Here is a 16053-nt window from a genome sequence, read left to right on the forward strand (position 1 = left end):
GCCAGGAAAGCACAGGCAAAACGCCCCCGCCGCACTCGGGGACCCGCGCGCACCCCTGTGGCGACCCACGACCTGGGACTGCTGCGGCAGATGCTGCTCATCCGGCGGTTCGAGGAACGATGCGTCGAGCTCTACAGCACGGCGGCGATCCGGGGCTTCGTCCACCTCTACATCGGGGAGGAGGCGGTGGCGGTCGGCGTACACCAAGCGCTCGACGAGTCCGACGCCGTCGTGTCCACGTACCGCGAACACGGCCACGCACTGGCCCGTGGAGTGCCACCCGAGGCCGTGATGGCGGAGATGTACGGGAAGGCCACCGGGTGCAGCCACGGGCGCGGCGGCTCCATGCACCTCTTCGACGCCGGCCGCCGCTTCTACGGCGGCAACGCGATCGTGGCCGGCGGACTGCCGCTCGCCGCGGGGCTGGCGCTCGCCGACCGGATGCGCGGCGAGTCCCGCGTGACCTGCTGCTTTTTCGGAGACGGAGCCTTCGCCGAGGGCGAGTTCCACGAGGCCGCCAATCTGGCGGCGCTCTGGGGTCTGCCTGTGCTCTTCGTCTGCGAGAACAACCTGTACGCGATGGGGACGGCCCTCGCCCGCGAACACGCCCAGACGGACTTGGCGATGCGGGCGGCGTCGTACGGCATGGCGGCTTGGGCGGTCGACGGCATGGACGTGCATGCGGTCGAGAAGGCGGCACGCGGAGCGGTCGAGTCAATCCGGGCCGGCAGCGGACCGCACTTCCTGGAGATGCGGACGTACCGGTTCCGCGCGCACTCGATGTACGACCCGGACCGCTATCGGCCGAAGGACGAGATCGAGGAGTGGAAGGGGCACGATCCCATAACGGGCCTTGCCGACGGCATGAGTGCGGCCGGATTCCTCGACACGGGCACCCAGGAGGCCCTGGATCACGAGGTCATGGAGACGATCGACCGAGCTGTCCGGGCGGCCGAACAGGATCCCGAGGAGCCGGCCGAAGACCTGCTGCTCCATGTCACCGGTCGGCACAAGGAGGTTCCGTCATGAGCACGCGGCCGCGGGCGCATCCCGAGGACGGCACCACCACATACAGGGAGGCCCTGCGGGAGGGCCTGCGCGAAGCGCTGGCCTCGGACGACCGGGTCTTCCTGATGGGCGAGGACGTGGGCCGCTACGGCGGCTGCTTCGGGGTGAGCCTCGGTCTCCTGGAGGAGTTCGGCCCGGATCGTGTCCGGGACACACCTCTGTCGGAGTCAGCGTTCGTCGGAGCCGGGATCGGCGCCGCACTGGCCGGGATGAGGCCGATCGTGGAGATCATGACCGTCAACTTCAGCCTGCTGGCACTCGACCAGATCCTCAACAACGCCGCCACTCTGCGGCACATGTCCGGCGGACAGTTCGGTGTGCCCTTGGTCATCCGCATGACGACAGGCGCGGGACGACAGTTGGCCGCCCAGCACTCCCACAGCCTCGAAGGGTGGTACGCCCACATACCCGGCCTCCGCGTGCTGGCGCCCGCCACGGTCGACGACGCCCGCCATCTGCTGGCGGCCGCGCTGGCCGACCCCGACCCGGTGCTGCTCTTCGAGCACGGCAGCCTCTACAACGCGGCCGGGACGCTTGATCCGGCGGTGCACGAGGTCGACCTGGACCGCGCGGCCATCCGCCGCGAGGGAACCGACGTGACTGTGGTCGCGTCCAGCGGTTGCGTGCCCAGAGCCCTCGAAGCCGCGGAGGAACTGGCGGGCGCGGGGATCAGCTCCGAGGTTGTCGACCTGCGTACGCTGCGCCCCCTCGACGACGCCACGATCATCGGCTCGGTCCGGCGCACCCACCGGGCCGTCCTGGTCGACGAGGGCTGGCGCAGCGGCAGTCTGTCCGCCGAGATCGAGGCGCGCATCTGCGAGCAGGCGTTCTTCGAACTCGACGCACCCGTCGAACGAGTCTGCAGCGCGGAGGTCCCCATACCCTATGCCCGTCAGCTGGAGGAGGCGGCACTCCCCCAGCCGGCCGGAATCGTGGCGGCGGCGCGCCGGGTGGTGAGCTGAGATGGCCGAGTTCACCATGCCCTCGCTCGGCGCCGACATGGATGAAGGCACCCTCTCCCAGTGGCTCGTGCACCCCGGCGACCATGTGACACGGGGAGACGTCGTCGCAGTGGTAGAGACCGCCAAGTCCGCGATCGAGGTGGAGTGCTTCCAGAGCGGTACGGTCGACGCTCTCCTCGTCGCCGAGGGCACCACCGTGCCGGTGGGCACCCCGCTGGCACGTATCGGCACGCCAGCCGAAAGTGAACCCACCACAGACCGGCTTGCCTCGACGCCCCTGGTCCGTCGACTCGCCCAGGACCGGCACGTCGACATCGCCGCCCTCCATGGTTCGGGCCCGGGAGGCAGGATCACCCGCACGGACGTGGAGCACGCCCCACCAGAACCTGCGCGAACACCGGCGCACGACAAGGCTGCCGGCCCCGCAGAGTCCGCGCTCACTGGGATCGGGCGGCAGCATGGCAAGGAAGCGGCGCGACGAAAGCGGAGCCGAGGCGAAGGCGAGGCGAAGCCCGCGCCGACGACACGGCCGCCGAGGCCGGTGCGCAGCGACGACTCGGCCGGCAAGGACCCGGCTCCGCAGCGGGTGAGATGCTCACCGCTCGCACGGCGGCTGGCCGCGGAACTCGGCGTCGACATCGCCGCGGTAACCGGTACCGGTCGGAACGGCACCGTCCGTGCGGAGGACGTCCGTTCCGCCGCAGCCGCCGAGGACACACGGCGCCCGGCCCTCCCGGAATCGGCGCGGACAGCGACCGCCCGGCTCATGAGTCGGTCCAAGCGGGAGATCCCGCACTTCTACCTCTCCACGACCGTGGACATGGCAGCGGCCCTGGAGTGGATGCGCGCCCGCAACCGCGAACTGCCTCTGTCCGCCCGTCTGGTACCTGCCGCACTCATGCTCAAGGCTGTCGCGCTGGCGGCGCGGAAGGTGCCCGAACTCAACGGGCACTGGGGCGACGACGGTTTCGTCCCAGCGGAGGAGGTACGGCTGGGGGTCGCGGTCTCACTGCGGGGCGGTGGCCTTGCCGCCCCGGCCCTCGCCCACGCCGAAGCGCTCTCCGTGGTCGAGGTGATGGCCGCGCTCAAGGACCTGGTGGCGCGGGCCCGGGGCGGACGGCTCCGGGCGTCCGAGACCGCCGACCCCAGCCTCACCGTCACGAACCTCGGCGACCAGGGCGTCGAGACCGTGTTCGGGGTCGTCTACCCTCCGCAGGTCGCGCTCGTCGGCCTCGGCAGGATCGTCGAGCGGCCGGTGGCCGCGAAAGGCCTGCTGGGAGTGCGTCCCGTGGTGACAGCGACGTTGTCCGCCGACCACCGAGCCGCCGACGGCGCCATCGGCGCGCGTCTCCTGACCGCCATGGACCGGCTCCTGCAACAACCGGAGGAACTGTGAACCACGACCAGGCAAAGGCGCTCGTCCGGCAAGCCGTGCAGCGTGTCGTCCCCGGCGCCGAGTTCGCCCGGCTCGATCCCGGCGTCTCCTTGCGGGACACGTTCGAGATGGATTCACTGGACTTCCTCGAATTCGTCGAAGCACTTGCCGAACTCAGCGGGACGGAACTCAGCGAGGACGACTACCCGGCCCTTGACACCTGGGACGGCTGCGCCGCTCGCCTTGTGCCTGACGCCCGTGCGTCCGCTCAGGGAAGGGACGGATGATGCGTCACCGGAGGAACCGGGTGTACTGACCCGTGCGGTCGGGGACGCGCCCGGCGGCTGGTCGGCCCCGCCGAACGCCGAACCCGCGCGCCTCGGCCCCCGCACGAAGGCCCGCCTTGCCGCCCCGGTCGGCTTCGGTCGCGGCAGCCCGCCGAAGACATCACTGCCGCACAGCGGGCCTGGCGGCAGGGCAGCCCAGGAGCTGACCGGTCGTGCAGGCCGTCGCCGAAGTGACCGTGCTGGTCTCTCGCGCCCGGCGGGATGATCGTCCCGCCGGGCGCGGGCTCCCGCCGGAACGCAGCCCCGGGCCCCGGACGGGACAACGGCTCGGCCCTGGCCGGGAACCCTCCGGTCGCCGCGACCATGGCGGCCACCGCAGCGACGGCCCTGCCGGTCAGGCCCACGCTCAGCCTTCGAGGATCCTGCTACCGGTGGTCGCCCCGCCGTCGACGACGAACTCGCAGCCGGTCGAGTACGTGGCCTCCGTAGCGATGAAGAGCGCTGTGGCGGCGACCTCCTCGGGGGTGCCGTAGCGGGCGATGGGCTGGCCGACGACCATCTCCTCACCCATCTCCGCGGTCATGGGAGTGCGGACCGGTCCAGGATGGACGGAGCAGACGCGCACTCCGTCCGCGGCCAGTTCCAGGGCGGCCGTCTTGGTCAGGCCCCGCAACCCCCACTTGCTCGCGGTGTAGGCGCCCAGGCCGGCGTAGCCCATGAGCCCTGCGGTCGAGGAGATGTTGATGACGACGCCGCCGCCGGCCCGGCGCAGGGACGGAATCGTGGTGTGCATGCCGAGCCAGGCGCCGTACAGATTGACATCGGTCACCCGCCGGAAGGAGGCAGGCTCCTGATCCTCGACGCTGTCGATCTGAAGAATGCCGGCGTTGTTCACCAGGACCGACACCGGCCCGTGCGCCGCCTCCGCCTCGGCAACGACGGTGGCCCAACTGTCGGCGTCGGTCACATCCAGCAGCCCAAAACGCGCCGCCTCACCGAGGCCGGCCGCCAGTTCCTCGCCCTCCGGGCGCAGCACGTCACCGATCGTGACGGTCGCACCCTCCTCGGCGAACCGACGGGCAATCGCGGCACCGATACCTCGCGCGCCGCCCGTGACGATCGCGTTGTCTCCGGTCATACGGCCCATAGTTCTCTCCAGTCCTGTCGTGTCGGGTCCTGCCGACCGGTCAGCGGCAGGTGTTGCGGGCTCGTGGCCGAGCCCGAAGGGTGCGTCCCCGCGGAACCATCGGGGCGGCGTTGCGCGCGACCGGGCCCACGGTCTCCCACGGTGAGGGCCACGGCGTGGCGGGCGCGATCCCTGCTGTAGAAGCAGACCTTGATCGGCACTCACTCACGAGAGGCATGTCCATGAGGGCGTCCTCCTGGTTCGAGTCACATCCCGCTCGTCGGCGGCGAGCGGCAGGCGAGCGTCTCCGACACCCCCGTTATGTTCTTGGCGGTCCTGCAATGGGACCGCTGGCCTCCGGGCCCGGCATGACTGTGTCCCCCTGTCGAAGGCATGACCTGGGGGGTGGTGTCACCGGGCCCGGGAGGTGCCGTCGGAGACGCTGATGAGAGGTCCGGCCACTGCCCGGTCCGGCGCAATGCCGGACGGCTCGCGGGCGGCAGGTCTGCATAACGTGGATGCGCGCGTACGACACCAACGCCGAGGCCGGCACCGTGAACACCCTTTGGGGAGAGGGAGTATCGATGTTCGACACCACTGAGGTGGGCGTCTTCCTGGGCCTGGATGTCGGCAAGAGTGCCCATCACGGCCACGGGCTGACCCCGGTCGGGAAGAAGGTCTTCGACAAGCAGCTGCCCAACAGCGAGCCGAAGCTGCGGGCCGTCTTCGAGAAGCTGGCCGCGAAGTTCGGCACAGTGCTGGTGATCGTGGACCAGCCCGCCTCCATCGGGGCTCTGCCCCTGACCGTGGCCCGGGACGCCGGCTGCCGGGTCGCTTACCTGCCCGGCCTGGCGATGCGCCGGATCGCCGATCTCTACCCGGGCGAGGCGAAGACCGACGCGAAGGACGCCGCAGTCATCGCGGACGCCGCCCGCACCCTGCCCCACACCCTGCGCTCGCTGGAACTGACCGACGAGATCACCGCCGAGCTGAACGTCCTGGTCGGCTTCGACCAGGACCTCGCCGCCGAGGCCACCCGCACCAGCAACCGCATACGCGGCCTTCTCACCCAGTTTCACCCCAGCCTGGAACGTGTCCTTGGCCCGCGCCTGGACCACCGGGCCGTCACCTGGCTGCTGGAACGCCACGGATCCCCAGCCGCCTTGCGGAAAGCCGGCCGCCGCAAACTCGTCGAGCTCATCCGCCCCAAGGCCCCGCGCATGGCCGCACGGCTGATCGACGAGGTCTTCGACGCCCTGGACGAGCAGACCGTGATCGTGCCTGGAACCAGCACCCTCGGCACCGTCATTCCCTCCCTGGCCCGCTCCCTCGGCGCCGTCCACGAACAGCGCCGGGCCCTGGAAACCCAGATCAGCACCCTGCTGGAGGCCCACCCTCTTTCCCAGGTCCTGACCTCGATGCCCGGCGTCGGCGTCAGGACCGCCGCAGTCCTGCTGACCACCGTCGGCGACGGCACCAACTTCCCCACCGCCGCCCACCTCGCCTCCTACGCCGGCCTTGCCCCGAACACCCGGCAATCCGGAACCTCGATCCACGGCGAACACGCGCCCCGAGGCGGCAACCGGCAGCTCAAACGGGCCATGTTCCTCTCCGCCTTCGCCTGCATGAACGCCGATCCGGCCTCCCGGACCTACTACGACAAACAGCGAGCCCGCGGCAAAACCCACACCCAAGCCCTCCTCCGACTCGCCCGCCAGCGCATCAGCGTCCTGTTCGCCATGCTCCGAGACGGCACCTTCTACGAATCTCGGACACCGAAGGACGTCGAACTCGCCGCATAGCCCCCCACCCGAACCACCCCAAACCCGACAGGGATGCCTTGACGAACGACATAGAGGCACCCCCCCGCCTGTGTCGAGCGTGACCGCACATGAAGCCGGCGGCCAGTGAGCTTCCACCGGTCAGCGCAATCCGCCGCCGGCCGCCGGGGCCGGCCCTTCGGTCAACGGAACGCCCGGACAACGGCACTGTTCGCCTTCCAGGCTCACCGGAGACAGGGTCTGCGAGCACTCGCTGCGGGGCGGTCCCGGCAGCCCAGGCCGGGCCGGAGTGCGGGGAACCCCACGCTGCCTCAGAATGAGGAGTGAGCTGTCCTCCTGCCCTGTCCGTGGAGGTGGGCGCCTTGACGCAAGGCCACGTCCAGCAGAAGGCACGCCGTGCCCGGACGAACGCGACCGCTCGGATGCCACGATGAGCGCACCCTCGACACCGGTCCCGACCCCAGCCGGGAAGACCGGCACCGCAAGGAGCGCGCGGAGTGTCGCCGCCGGGCCGTCGGCACTCACCCTGACGATGAACCCCACCGTCGATCTCGCCTGGGAGGTCGGGCACCTGACGGACATCGGCAAGAACCGCGCCCGGGTCAGGACGGTGGCCGCCGGGGGCGGAGGGATCAACGTCGCCCGTGGTGTCGCCCGGCTGGGAGGACGGGCCACCGCCATCCACACCGCCGGAGGAGAGGTCGGCCGGCGCCTGAACCGCCTGCTGGACGAAGAAGGTGTCGACCACATCGCCGTCGACATCGAGGAAGAAACCCGCGAAGCGCTCGTGCTCTTCGAGACCGAAGCGCATCACAGCTACCACATCGTGCCGCCCGGCCCACGGCTGCGCGAAGACGAGGCGCTGCGGTGCCTCGACGCGCTGGAGAGCGGCGTCGGCAACTGCCAATACGTCGTGGCCAGCGGCAGCCTGCCCGGCGGCCTGCCCGCCGACTTCTACGCGGTCGTCGCCCGCCGTGTCAAGGAAGCCGGATCACGGCTGATCCTGGACACCTCCGGGCCGGCACTCAGCGGAGCACTCGGGGAAGGCGTCTTCCTCCTCAGGTGCAACCGGACAGAGGCCACGAGCCTCACCGACCGGGAGGTCCGCAGCTTCGACGATGCCCGAGCCGTCAACGAGCACCTCCTCACCACGGGAGCCGCCGAGGTCGCCGTCACCACGGTGGGAGCGCTGGGCGCGGTGTGCTCGACCGGCCACGGCCACACCGAACTGCACGTGCCACCGCTGCCCGGCGATCCGTTGAGCGATGCCGGGGCGGGGGACGGCATGGTGGCCGCCATCACCGCACGGCTGACCGCCGGCGACGATCCCGTCAGCGCCTGCGCCCTGGGGGTGGCCGTGGCCGCCGCATCCATGCTCACCCCAAGCACCGAGCCTTTCGACCCGGCAGTGGCCCACTCACTCCGCCCCGAGGTGAAGAGCGAGTTCCGGACCCGTGCATGAGAACTCCGGCCACCGCTGCGATGAGGCGGGCCGGACCGTCGGAGCGTCACGACGCTCACCAGCGGGGCCGTCACCAGCGGGGCCGTCCCCCGCGGGGGACGGCCCCGCACCGCCGCCACCCATGCGCGGGCCGGACCGGCGTTGACATGACGGACCGCCGCGCCGTGGTGCCGTTCAGGAGCCGTGGTGTCGTTCAGGACGGGTCTTCTCCGCCTGACCCATGTGCGCGGGGGACGACTGCGACCGGGCACGCGGCATGGTGCAGAACCCGATGGGCTACGCGGCCGAGTTCCAGGCCGGCCAGTCCGCCACGTCGTCGCGCTCCGACGACCAACAGGTCCGCGGCAGCCGAGCGTTGCGTCAGCACCTTGCGGGCAGGACCTTCAGCCGTACTCCTCCGCAGGCGGACAGCCGGATGCTCACGCACCATCGCATCCAGGGCACGATCGAGGAGCTCCGACGCCCTCTGCTCGTACTCGGTGGCCTCACCGGTCAGGAGCGGGTGCTCGACGGGTTCATGAGACGGCCGACGCCAAACGTGGAGCACCTCGAGCTCGGCGTGCCGCACCGTTGCTTCGCGGAAGGCGAACCGCACTGCGGGTGAATCCACGTCGTGATCCCCGAGGCCCAGCAGAATGCGCTGATGTCGCGCTTCCAGTGCCTGCCGGTCTCCCCGGATGACGACGACGGGACAGTGGGCGCGCGCGGCCACGAGGAGACTGACGGATCCCAGGAGCAGGTCGGCGATTCCACTTCTGCCCCGGGACCCGACGACCAGGGCCTCGGCTTCGCTTCCCTCCCTGAGCAGACCTTGCGAGGGGTCCTCGGCGAGTACGTCCGTGGTGACGTTGAGTCCTGGCCGGCGGCGTACGGCCCGCTCCTCTGCCACGCCCACGATGTTCTCGGCTAGGACCTGGTCGGCCGGGCGGTCGGTGGTCCAGGCCGGCACAGCCCCTTCGTACCGCTCCCACAACGAGGCGTGCACGATGCGCAGCGGCCATCCGTGCCGTGCCGCTTCGTCGGCTGCCCAGTCCAGCGCCGTGAGACTGGCATCCGAACCGTCCACTCCTACCACCAACGGCGATTCCACCGTCCCCACCGCCTTCCCGCTGAGGTGGTCTCACCCCACGCTCGCACCGAGCCCTCTTGCGGGGTAGGGCCGAGCGGTCCCCCGGATGACCCGCACGGTCACTTCGGCCGCGTGCCGACGACACACCCCGGACCCCGGCGGGTGTCCGGGCGGTCCCCGCCGCACGCCTGCACGCGAAGGGCCGACAGTCCCGGGAGGGGACCGTTCGGCACTGCACACGGGAGGGGGCCGGAGACCAGAGTGGGAAGTGCCGCGAACGTGAAGTCTCGTGAAGGAGGAACGTCATGCAGCACCGCACGGTCTTCGAGGTGATGACGCACGACGTGGTCACGGCCGACCCTGCGACGTCCTTCAAGGAGATCGCCCGTCTCTTCAGGGAGAACGACATCTCGGCGGTTCCCGTCGTCGATGAGCACCGGCGCCTTCTCGGCGTGGTCTCCGAGGCCGACCTGCTGCGGGCCACTGCTGAACTTCCGGACCTGGAGGGCCGCTGGGCGGGTGTCCGGCTGCTGTCCGAGGAACGCGGGGTCTCCGACGCGGAGACGGCGGCCGACCTGATGACCTCCCCCGCACTCACCGCGCAGTCGGGATGGAGTCTCGTCGAGACGGCCCGGACGATGCACCGTAAAGGGGTGAAACGGCTCCCCGTGTCCGATGAGACCGGGCGGCTCGTCGGAATCGTCAGCCGCAGCGATCTGCTCAAGCCCTTCCTCCGTCGCGACTCCGCGATCCGCGACGAGATCAAGCATGACGTCCTGGTCGGCACCCTGCGCCTGGCCCCTGACGCGATAGACGTATCCGTGGAGGAGGGAGTCGTGACACTGACGGGGCATGTCCACGAGCGCGCCGACATCCCAGTGATCGTGCGCCTCTGCCGCTGGGTGGACGGGGTGGTGACCCTGCACGAGTCGATCGACTACGCCTACGACAATCTCGCCCTCGACGTGGAACCGCCTCGATGAGGTCTCCTCGGGTGGCACCGGTCATGCCTGGCGACCGGTACGTCCGGCTTGTGTGTAAGAAAGGAGCGGATGATGCGCCATCGCAGGATCGAAGAACTGATGACCCGTGAGGTGGTGAGCGTCCGCGGCGACGCCCCGTTCAAGGAGATCGCGCGGTTGCTCGCGGGGCACCGTGTCACCGCGGTGCCGGTGCTGGACAGCAGAAGCCGGGTGGTCGGGGTGGTTTCGGAGGGTGACCTGCTCCGTAAGACGGCCGACCTGGTCACCGCACCGGACGGCCGGCCGGCCGTACCTGGACTGGAGGCGTGGGAGCGGGCCAAGGCCGAGGCAACGCGTGCGGAGGAGCTGATGTCCGCGCCCCCCGTCTGCGCCCGCCCCGACTGGACCGTGGCTGAGGCCGCGCGGCTGATGGAGGTGCACAAGGTGAAGCGGCTCGTCGTCGTCGACGATACGGATCACCTGGTGGGGGTTGTCAGCCGCCGAGACCTGCTGGGGATCTTCCTCCGCGAGGACGCCCACATCCGCCGGGAGATCGAAGAGGACGTCCTCACTGACACGCTGCGTCTCGATCCGGCCGCTCTCACCGTCGAGGTGCGGGACGGACGGGTGGAGCTCAGCGGTCGGCTTCCGCTCCGGAGCGTGGTCCCGGCAATCGAGCGGATGTGCGCCACGGTCGACGGAGTGGTCTCGGTCTCCACCCACCTCACCTACGACGCCGACGACATGCCTGGTCCAGCGACCTGAGAGTCAATGCCACGACCTCGCAGGCGCGCGCTGTCGGGCTGATACGGCCGAGGCCGCCGCAGCCACGCACCGGGGGGCCCGACCGACCGGCCGCACCTCCTCGGCAGAGGCGGGGAAGAGAATTCCCGCTCAGACGGACCCCGCCAGGGAAGGCACCCATGAACGACCTCATCATCGTCGGACTCGACGGATCCCCCGCAAGTGACGCGGCAGCCCACTGGGGAGCGCGAGAGGCACTTCTGCGGAAGCTGCCCCTGCGGCTCGTCCACGCCGTGGACCGCCGGCCCCCCTTCGCCCTCCCCGTCCCCACGACCGACTCGCACCCCATGAGAGTTCAGGCGTTGCTGAGCGAAACCGCCGATCATCTGCGCACGAGGTACAACGAACTCGAAGTCAGTGCGGAGTCCTGCGTCGGCAAGCCGGCCGACGTACTCCGAGACACAGCCGCGAACGCACACATGATCGTCCTGGGTGCACGCGGGCTGAGCAGTGTCACAGGGTACGTACTCGGGTCAGTCGCCATGGCGGTCATCCGGGCGACGGTCCGGCCGGTCGTCATGGTGCGGGCCGGTGACGAGTCGGCACCACCCACGAGCGGTCGGCTCGCGTCGCGCGACCTGGTGGTGGGGGTGGACATCAGCCGCCCCTGCGACGCTCTGCTCGCATTCGCCTTCGACGAAGCAGCACGGCGGGGCTGCGCCCTCCACGTCCTGCACAGCTGGTCACTGCCTCCGCTGTTCGGATATGGCGCCGCTTACGATCCGCGAGTGCATGCCCAGCTCGAACTGGACGCTAACGCCGCGCTGGCAGACGCGCTGAGCCCCTGGAGGGCAGCACACCCCGCTGTGGACGTGACCAGTCGAGCGAGCGTCGGGCACGCCGCCACGGACCTCGTCGGCAGCAGCTCGGACGCGGCTCTCGCCATCGTCGGCCGACGCATTCGGCGGTCGGCGGTCGGATCACACATCGGGCCGGTCACTCACGCGGTCCTGCACCACTCCAGGGCTCCCGTCGCCGTGATCGCACACGCGTAGCGCCTCACGGAAGGGTCGAACGGCCCAGGACAGAACCTCGACGGCTCATGCGCCGGGGCCCTGCGCCGCCCCATCGTGGAGAGACGAGACATCACGACCGTACCTGGAGGTGCGCTGTGCCACGCCCTGTGACCGTCGGCCTGAACGGAACACCGGCAAGCCTCGCCGCCGCCTCCTGGGGCGCCCACGAGGCAAGCATCAGGCACCTTCCCCTTCGCCTCGTCAGCGCCTGGGAATGGCAGCCCTACTCCCGCGCCCCGCTCTCTGGGACAGACATGCCGGAACAGTGGTCACGTCGCCTGCCGGAGGAGGCCGCAGCGCAGCTGGCGCATCGATTCCCTGACCTGGACATAAGCACGCAGCAGCTCACCGGGCCACCCCCCGAAATGCTGTGCCGGGAGGCTGCCGAGGCCGAGCTGCTGGCCATCGGAACCGCGGGCCTCGGAGCCCTCGCCGGCTTCCTCATGGGATCTGTCGCCATGGCCACAGTCGCCCACACACATCGGCCGGTGGTGCTCGTGCGCCCTGAGGGATCGGCGCGGCCCGACGATGAGAGCTTCGCGCAGCGCGCTCGGGACGTGGAGGCGCGGGACACCGGCGGTCCGGTGATCGCCGGCATCGATCTGGGTCCCACCACCGATGGCGTGCTTCGGTTCGCGTTCGAAGCGGCGGCAGTGCGCTCAGGAGAACTGCGGATCGTCTACAGCTGGAATCCTCCGGTGGGCTACGTGCAGGGCATCGGCGGCGACCTGCGCTGGCGAGCCGATATCGCCGCCGAAGGAGCGAGCGTGGTGCGCTCCCTGCTGGAACCACGGTCGAAGGACTACCCGGGCGTGTCCGTGAGTGTGCACGGCGAGATCGGCTCGCCCGCGCGCCACCTCGTCGAGGCCGCGGCGCAGGCGTCACTGGTCGTCATCGGCCGGCGGACGAACCGTTACTGGCCCCGGGAGCCCCGTGTCGGGCACGTCGCGCACGCGGTTCTGCACCACTCCCCGGCCCCGGTCGCGGTCGTTCCCCAGGACTGACCGCTTGGCCATCCGGCCCACTTCGGGGAAGAACGGCCCCTACCGGTGCCGTGCGCGCCGTCCGAAGCTGGATGAGTAGCACTTCCGCACAGTTTTTCCGCCGGGTGATTCAGATGCTTACGACTTCGCCGAGCGACACCACGGTGACCGCTCTGGTGGCTGACACGACTGCCGCGCCGTCCTTGCACAATGCGCAGCCCTGGCAGTTCCGTTACGACCGCTCCGCCCACATCATCACCCTGCGGGCCGACTTCGCGCGCACCATGACGGAGGCGGACCCCTCGACCCGCGAACTGCACGTGGGGTGCGGAGCCGCTCTGCTGAACCTGCGGGTGTCAGCTGCCCACTACGGTCTGGCAGCGGTGACCGCTCTCCTTCCCGCGCCGGCGGATCAGGCCCTGCTGGCCGAGGCCCGTCTCGAACCGCTGGCAGGATCGGCAAACCTGCCGGTCACGGAGCTGTATCCGGCGATACGGGACAGACACACCTGCCGCTTCCCTTTCGCCGAGCGGCCGATCCCCCCGGAACTCCGCTCGCTGTTCTCCGATGCCGCACATGCTGAACATGCGGATTTCCGGTTCGTCGATTCCCTCCATCTGGACACTGTGCTCCGGTTGATCAGCGATGCCGCGAACTGTGACCGCATGGATCCGGCGCGTGATGCGGAACAGCGCTTTTGGACCCGCCACACGAAGACCGACGCACCCGTTGACGGGGTTCCGGACTACGCGTTCGGTCCGGGGGATGCGTCCGACGGGTCGACAACCCGCGACTACGCGGGGACGACCCCCCTCCCGGGCCGTGTCCGGGTCCGGTTCGAGCGCCGGCCACAGCTGGGCCTGCTGAGCACGGAGGGCGATCGTCCGCTGGACTGGCTGCGGGCAGGCCAGGCTCTGGAGCGGGTTCTGCTGTCGGCGACCTCGAAGGGCGTCAGCGCTTCCTTCGCGACACAGCCGCTCGAGTGGCCCGACCTGCGATGGACGTTGCGGGACCCCGTGCTGGGCACGGGACATCCCCAGATGATCGTCCGCATGGGCTACGGCCCCGTGGGCCCTCACACCCCGCGTCGCCCTCTCCGACAGGTACTGGTCATCGAACCGTAGGAACGGATGCCCGTACGTCACGTCGAGCAGCTTCCTGGAGGGCCCCGTGGCTTCTTCTCCGCACACCGTCAGCGACGTCATGACCCTCACGGCCATCGCTGTCGGAAGTCGTGCCCCGTACAAGGAGATCGTCCGGCTGATGGCGGAGTGGAAGGTCAGCGCGCTGCCGGTCCTCGCGGGTGAGGGCCGGGTCATCGGCGTGGTGTCAGAGGCCGATCTCCTGCCGAAGGAGGCGTTCCGCCGGGATGAACCCGCCCACCTCGGACCGCCCGACGACGCTTCCAAGGCCGGTGCGGTGCTGGCGGAGGATCTGATGTCGAGCCCGGCCGTGACCGTTCACCCGGACGCGACGATCGCCGAGGCTGCTCAGATCATGGCCCGCAAGCGGGTGAAGCGACTTCCCGTGGCCAATGACCTCGGACTACTGGAAGGAGTGGTGAGCCGGGGAGACCTGCTCAAGGTGTTCCTCAGGCCGGATGCAGAACTCGGCGCGGAGATCCGGACCGGCGTGCTCGGCCAGATCTCACCACCGCTTCGGATCGATGTCGCGGTGGAGGATGGCGTCGTCACTCTCAGCGGCTCGCTGCGGGACAGGTCCATGGTGCCTCTGCTGGCACGGGCTGTCCGGGCTGTCGAAGGTGTGGTGGACGTACGCATGGATCTTGACGAGAACCCATCTGGCACCGCTGTCGCGGGTGGGTGAACGTGTCGCTTCTTCTGCCCCGTGTGCTCCCGTACCTTCGTGGCGATGGCCGCCAGGGGCAGGAACAGGCCGGAAGTCCCCTCACCTCGTCGGCGGCGTCGGGACGCCCCGCCGGAACGCAGCCGGTCGGTCCGGGCGAGGGACCGTTCGGCCCCTGCTGCGTCAGGCATTTCCGTCGGAAGCTGGGTTGAGAGGGGTTCCCGGGCGGCACATCCACTTCCTCCGTGCACCTGTCAGCCGGTTCCAGTGCTCAAGCGGGCCCGTCCGCGAGAAGCCGATGATCGCACAGAGAGCAGGACACCCCATGTCGACGACTGAACACGATGCGGCGGTGGCGGCGGCGCTGGTCGAGGACGCCGTGACAGCACCCTCCATGCACAACTCCCAGCCCTGGAAGTTCGTCTTCTCCACCGACACGGGCGTGCTCGCCCTTTACGGCGACCCGGTCCGGACCATGCCGGTCGGTGATCCCGACAACCGAGGACTGCATCTGGGGTGCGGCGCCGCCCTGTTCAATCTTCGCGTCGCGGCGGCCCATCGCGGCTGGACCGCCCGCGCGGACCTGCTCCCCCGCCCGCTGGATTCCTGGCATCTGGCTGATGTGGTGCTCCAGGACACCGGCTCCCCGGAAGAGGGGTTGTCTGCGCTGCATCCCGCCGTACGGCAGCGGCACACCAGCCGTTTTCCCTTCTCGGAGGAGCAGATTCCGACGGCGATACTCGACGGGCTCGCCGCAGCGGCTCAGCTGGAGGGCTGTCTGCTCGCTGTCCCAGGGGCCTGGCACACGGAAACCGTCATGGAACTCGTCCACGACTCGGAGCTGTTCGAGTCGGCCAGTGCCTCGATGCGTGAGGAGATCGCCGCCTGGACACGTACCGGACGGGCCGGTGACGGGCTGAGCACCGACGGAATCCCGACTGACGCCTTCGGCCCGAGGCAGTTCGGCGTCAGCGCCCCCACGAGGGACTTCGACACCCTGCACCGCGAGCGGAACCGCCCGGAAGCCGTCTTCGAGAAGCGACCACAGATAGCGCTGCTCGGCACGGTGAAGGACAGGCCCGTGGACTGGCTGAGAGCAGGCCAGGCCCTGCAGCACGTGCTTCTGCAGGCCACCCTGGACGGACTCGCGACCTCGCTGATGTCACAGCCGCTCGAATGGCCCGAACTCCGGCTGTTCGCGCGCGACCCCAGCTCCGCCATCGGCTTCGTCCATATGCTGCTCAGGCTCGGCTACGGGCCCCCGGGCGCTGTGACCCCGCGCAGGCCGGTCGATGAGGTCCTCACCATCAGGTGACACCGCGTACGGGCCCGCGAGAGGATGCGTCGTGCGC

The 16053-nt window shown here is 69.9% G+C and carries 15 protein-coding genes; 13 read left to right on the plus strand and 2 right to left on the minus strand.

Features of this window, described 5'->3' with window-relative positions:
• Nucleotides 1-90: 90 nt before the first annotated feature.
• Genes pdhA through OG538_RS04985 form a run of 4 tightly spaced genes read left to right on the plus strand, consistent with a single transcriptional unit; the run spans nt 91 to nt 3692 of the window.
• Entirely contained in the window at nt 91-1029 is a 939-nt protein-coding gene (pdhA, locus tag OG538_RS04970; protein WP_406099984.1) for a pyruvate dehydrogenase (acetyl-transferring) E1 component subunit alpha, read from the plus strand.
• Nucleotides 1026-2030: an alpha-ketoacid dehydrogenase subunit beta gene (locus OG538_RS04975; RefSeq protein WP_406090527.1), complete on the plus strand. Its 1005-nt coding sequence runs from the start codon at nt 1026-1028 to the stop codon at nt 2028-2030. The genes pdhA and OG538_RS04975 overlap by 4 nt, the downstream gene beginning before the upstream one ends.
• Before the next feature lies 1 nt (nt 2031).
• Entirely contained in the window at nt 2032-3426 is a 1395-nt protein-coding gene (locus OG538_RS04980) for a dihydrolipoamide acetyltransferase family protein (protein WP_406090529.1), read from the plus strand.
• The gene (locus tag OG538_RS04985; protein ID WP_406090531.1) at nt 3423-3692 is read left to right on the plus strand and encodes a phosphopantetheine-binding protein; all 270 of its coding nucleotides are present in this window, start codon (nt 3423-3425) and stop codon (nt 3690-3692) included. The genes OG538_RS04980 and OG538_RS04985 overlap by 4 nt, the downstream gene beginning before the upstream one ends.
• Before the next feature lie 406 nt (nt 3693-4098).
• Here OG538_RS04985 and OG538_RS04990 read toward each other — a convergent pair whose 3' ends face one another.
• Nucleotides 4099-4830, minus strand: a complete 732-nt coding sequence (locus tag OG538_RS04990; protein WP_406090533.1) for an SDR family NAD(P)-dependent oxidoreductase — start codon at nt 4828-4830, stop codon at nt 4099-4101.
• A 572-nt stretch (nt 4831-5402) separates the two neighbouring features.
• Between OG538_RS04990 and OG538_RS04995 the strand changes: the two genes are divergently transcribed.
• Both OG538_RS04995 and OG538_RS05000 read left to right on the plus strand, forming a co-directional pair.
• Complete coding sequence (locus OG538_RS04995) at nt 5403-6620, plus strand: IS110 family transposase (RefSeq protein ID WP_406099985.1); 1218 nt, start codon at nt 5403-5405, stop codon at nt 6618-6620.
• A gap of 409 nt (nt 6621-7029) precedes the next feature.
• Nucleotides 7030-8061 (plus strand): 1-phosphofructokinase family hexose kinase, encoded by a 1032-nt coding sequence (locus OG538_RS05000; protein WP_406090535.1) that lies wholly within the window; start codon nt 7030-7032, stop codon nt 8059-8061.
• A gap of 193 nt (nt 8062-8254) precedes the next feature.
• On the opposite strand, the gene OG538_RS05005 is transcribed toward OG538_RS05000, so the two are convergent.
• Nucleotides 8255-9160: a universal stress protein gene (locus tag OG538_RS05005; protein ID WP_406090537.1), complete on the minus strand. Its 906-nt coding sequence runs from the start codon at nt 9158-9160 to the stop codon at nt 8255-8257.
• A gap of 275 nt (nt 9161-9435) precedes the next feature.
• Between OG538_RS05005 and OG538_RS05010 the strand changes: the two genes are divergently transcribed.
• From OG538_RS05010 to OG538_RS05040, 7 genes are all read left to right on the plus strand, one after another.
• Nucleotides 9436-10113: a CBS domain-containing protein gene (locus tag OG538_RS05010; protein WP_406090539.1), complete on the plus strand. Its 678-nt coding sequence runs from the start codon at nt 9436-9438 to the stop codon at nt 10111-10113.
• A 72-nt stretch (nt 10114-10185) separates the two neighbouring features.
• On the plus strand, nt 10186-10857 hold the full coding sequence (locus tag OG538_RS05015) for a CBS domain-containing protein (protein WP_406090541.1): 672 nt from the start codon (nt 10186-10188) through the stop codon (nt 10855-10857).
• 158 nt (nt 10858-11015) lie between these two features.
• Nucleotides 11016-11891 carry a universal stress protein gene (locus tag OG538_RS05020; protein ID WP_406090543.1) on the plus strand — a complete coding sequence of 292 codons (876 nt, stop codon included), beginning with the start codon at nt 11016-11018 and terminating at the stop codon, nt 11889-11891.
• Between the two features lie 116 nt (nt 11892-12007).
• A complete protein-coding gene (locus tag OG538_RS05025; RefSeq protein WP_406090545.1) occupies nt 12008-12916 on the plus strand; it encodes a universal stress protein in 909 nt (302 codons plus the stop codon).
• A 113-nt stretch (nt 12917-13029) separates the two neighbouring features.
• Entirely contained in the window at nt 13030-14019 is a 990-nt protein-coding gene (locus OG538_RS05030; protein ID WP_406090547.1) for an Acg family FMN-binding oxidoreductase, read from the plus strand.
• Between the two features lie 46 nt (nt 14020-14065).
• Complete coding sequence (locus OG538_RS05035; protein WP_406090549.1) at nt 14066-14722, plus strand: CBS domain-containing protein; 657 nt, start codon at nt 14066-14068, stop codon at nt 14720-14722.
• Between the two features lie 304 nt (nt 14723-15026).
• On the plus strand, nt 15027-16016 hold the full coding sequence (locus OG538_RS05040) for an Acg family FMN-binding oxidoreductase (RefSeq protein WP_406090551.1): 990 nt from the start codon (nt 15027-15029) through the stop codon (nt 16014-16016).
• Nucleotides 16017-16053 lie beyond the last annotated feature (37 nt).

Origin of the sequence: Streptomyces sp. NBC_01013 (assembly GCF_045162765.1) — a bacterium.
In the GTDB taxonomy this organism is placed as follows: domain Bacteria; phylum Actinomycetota; class Actinomycetes; order Streptomycetales; family Streptomycetaceae; genus Streptomyces.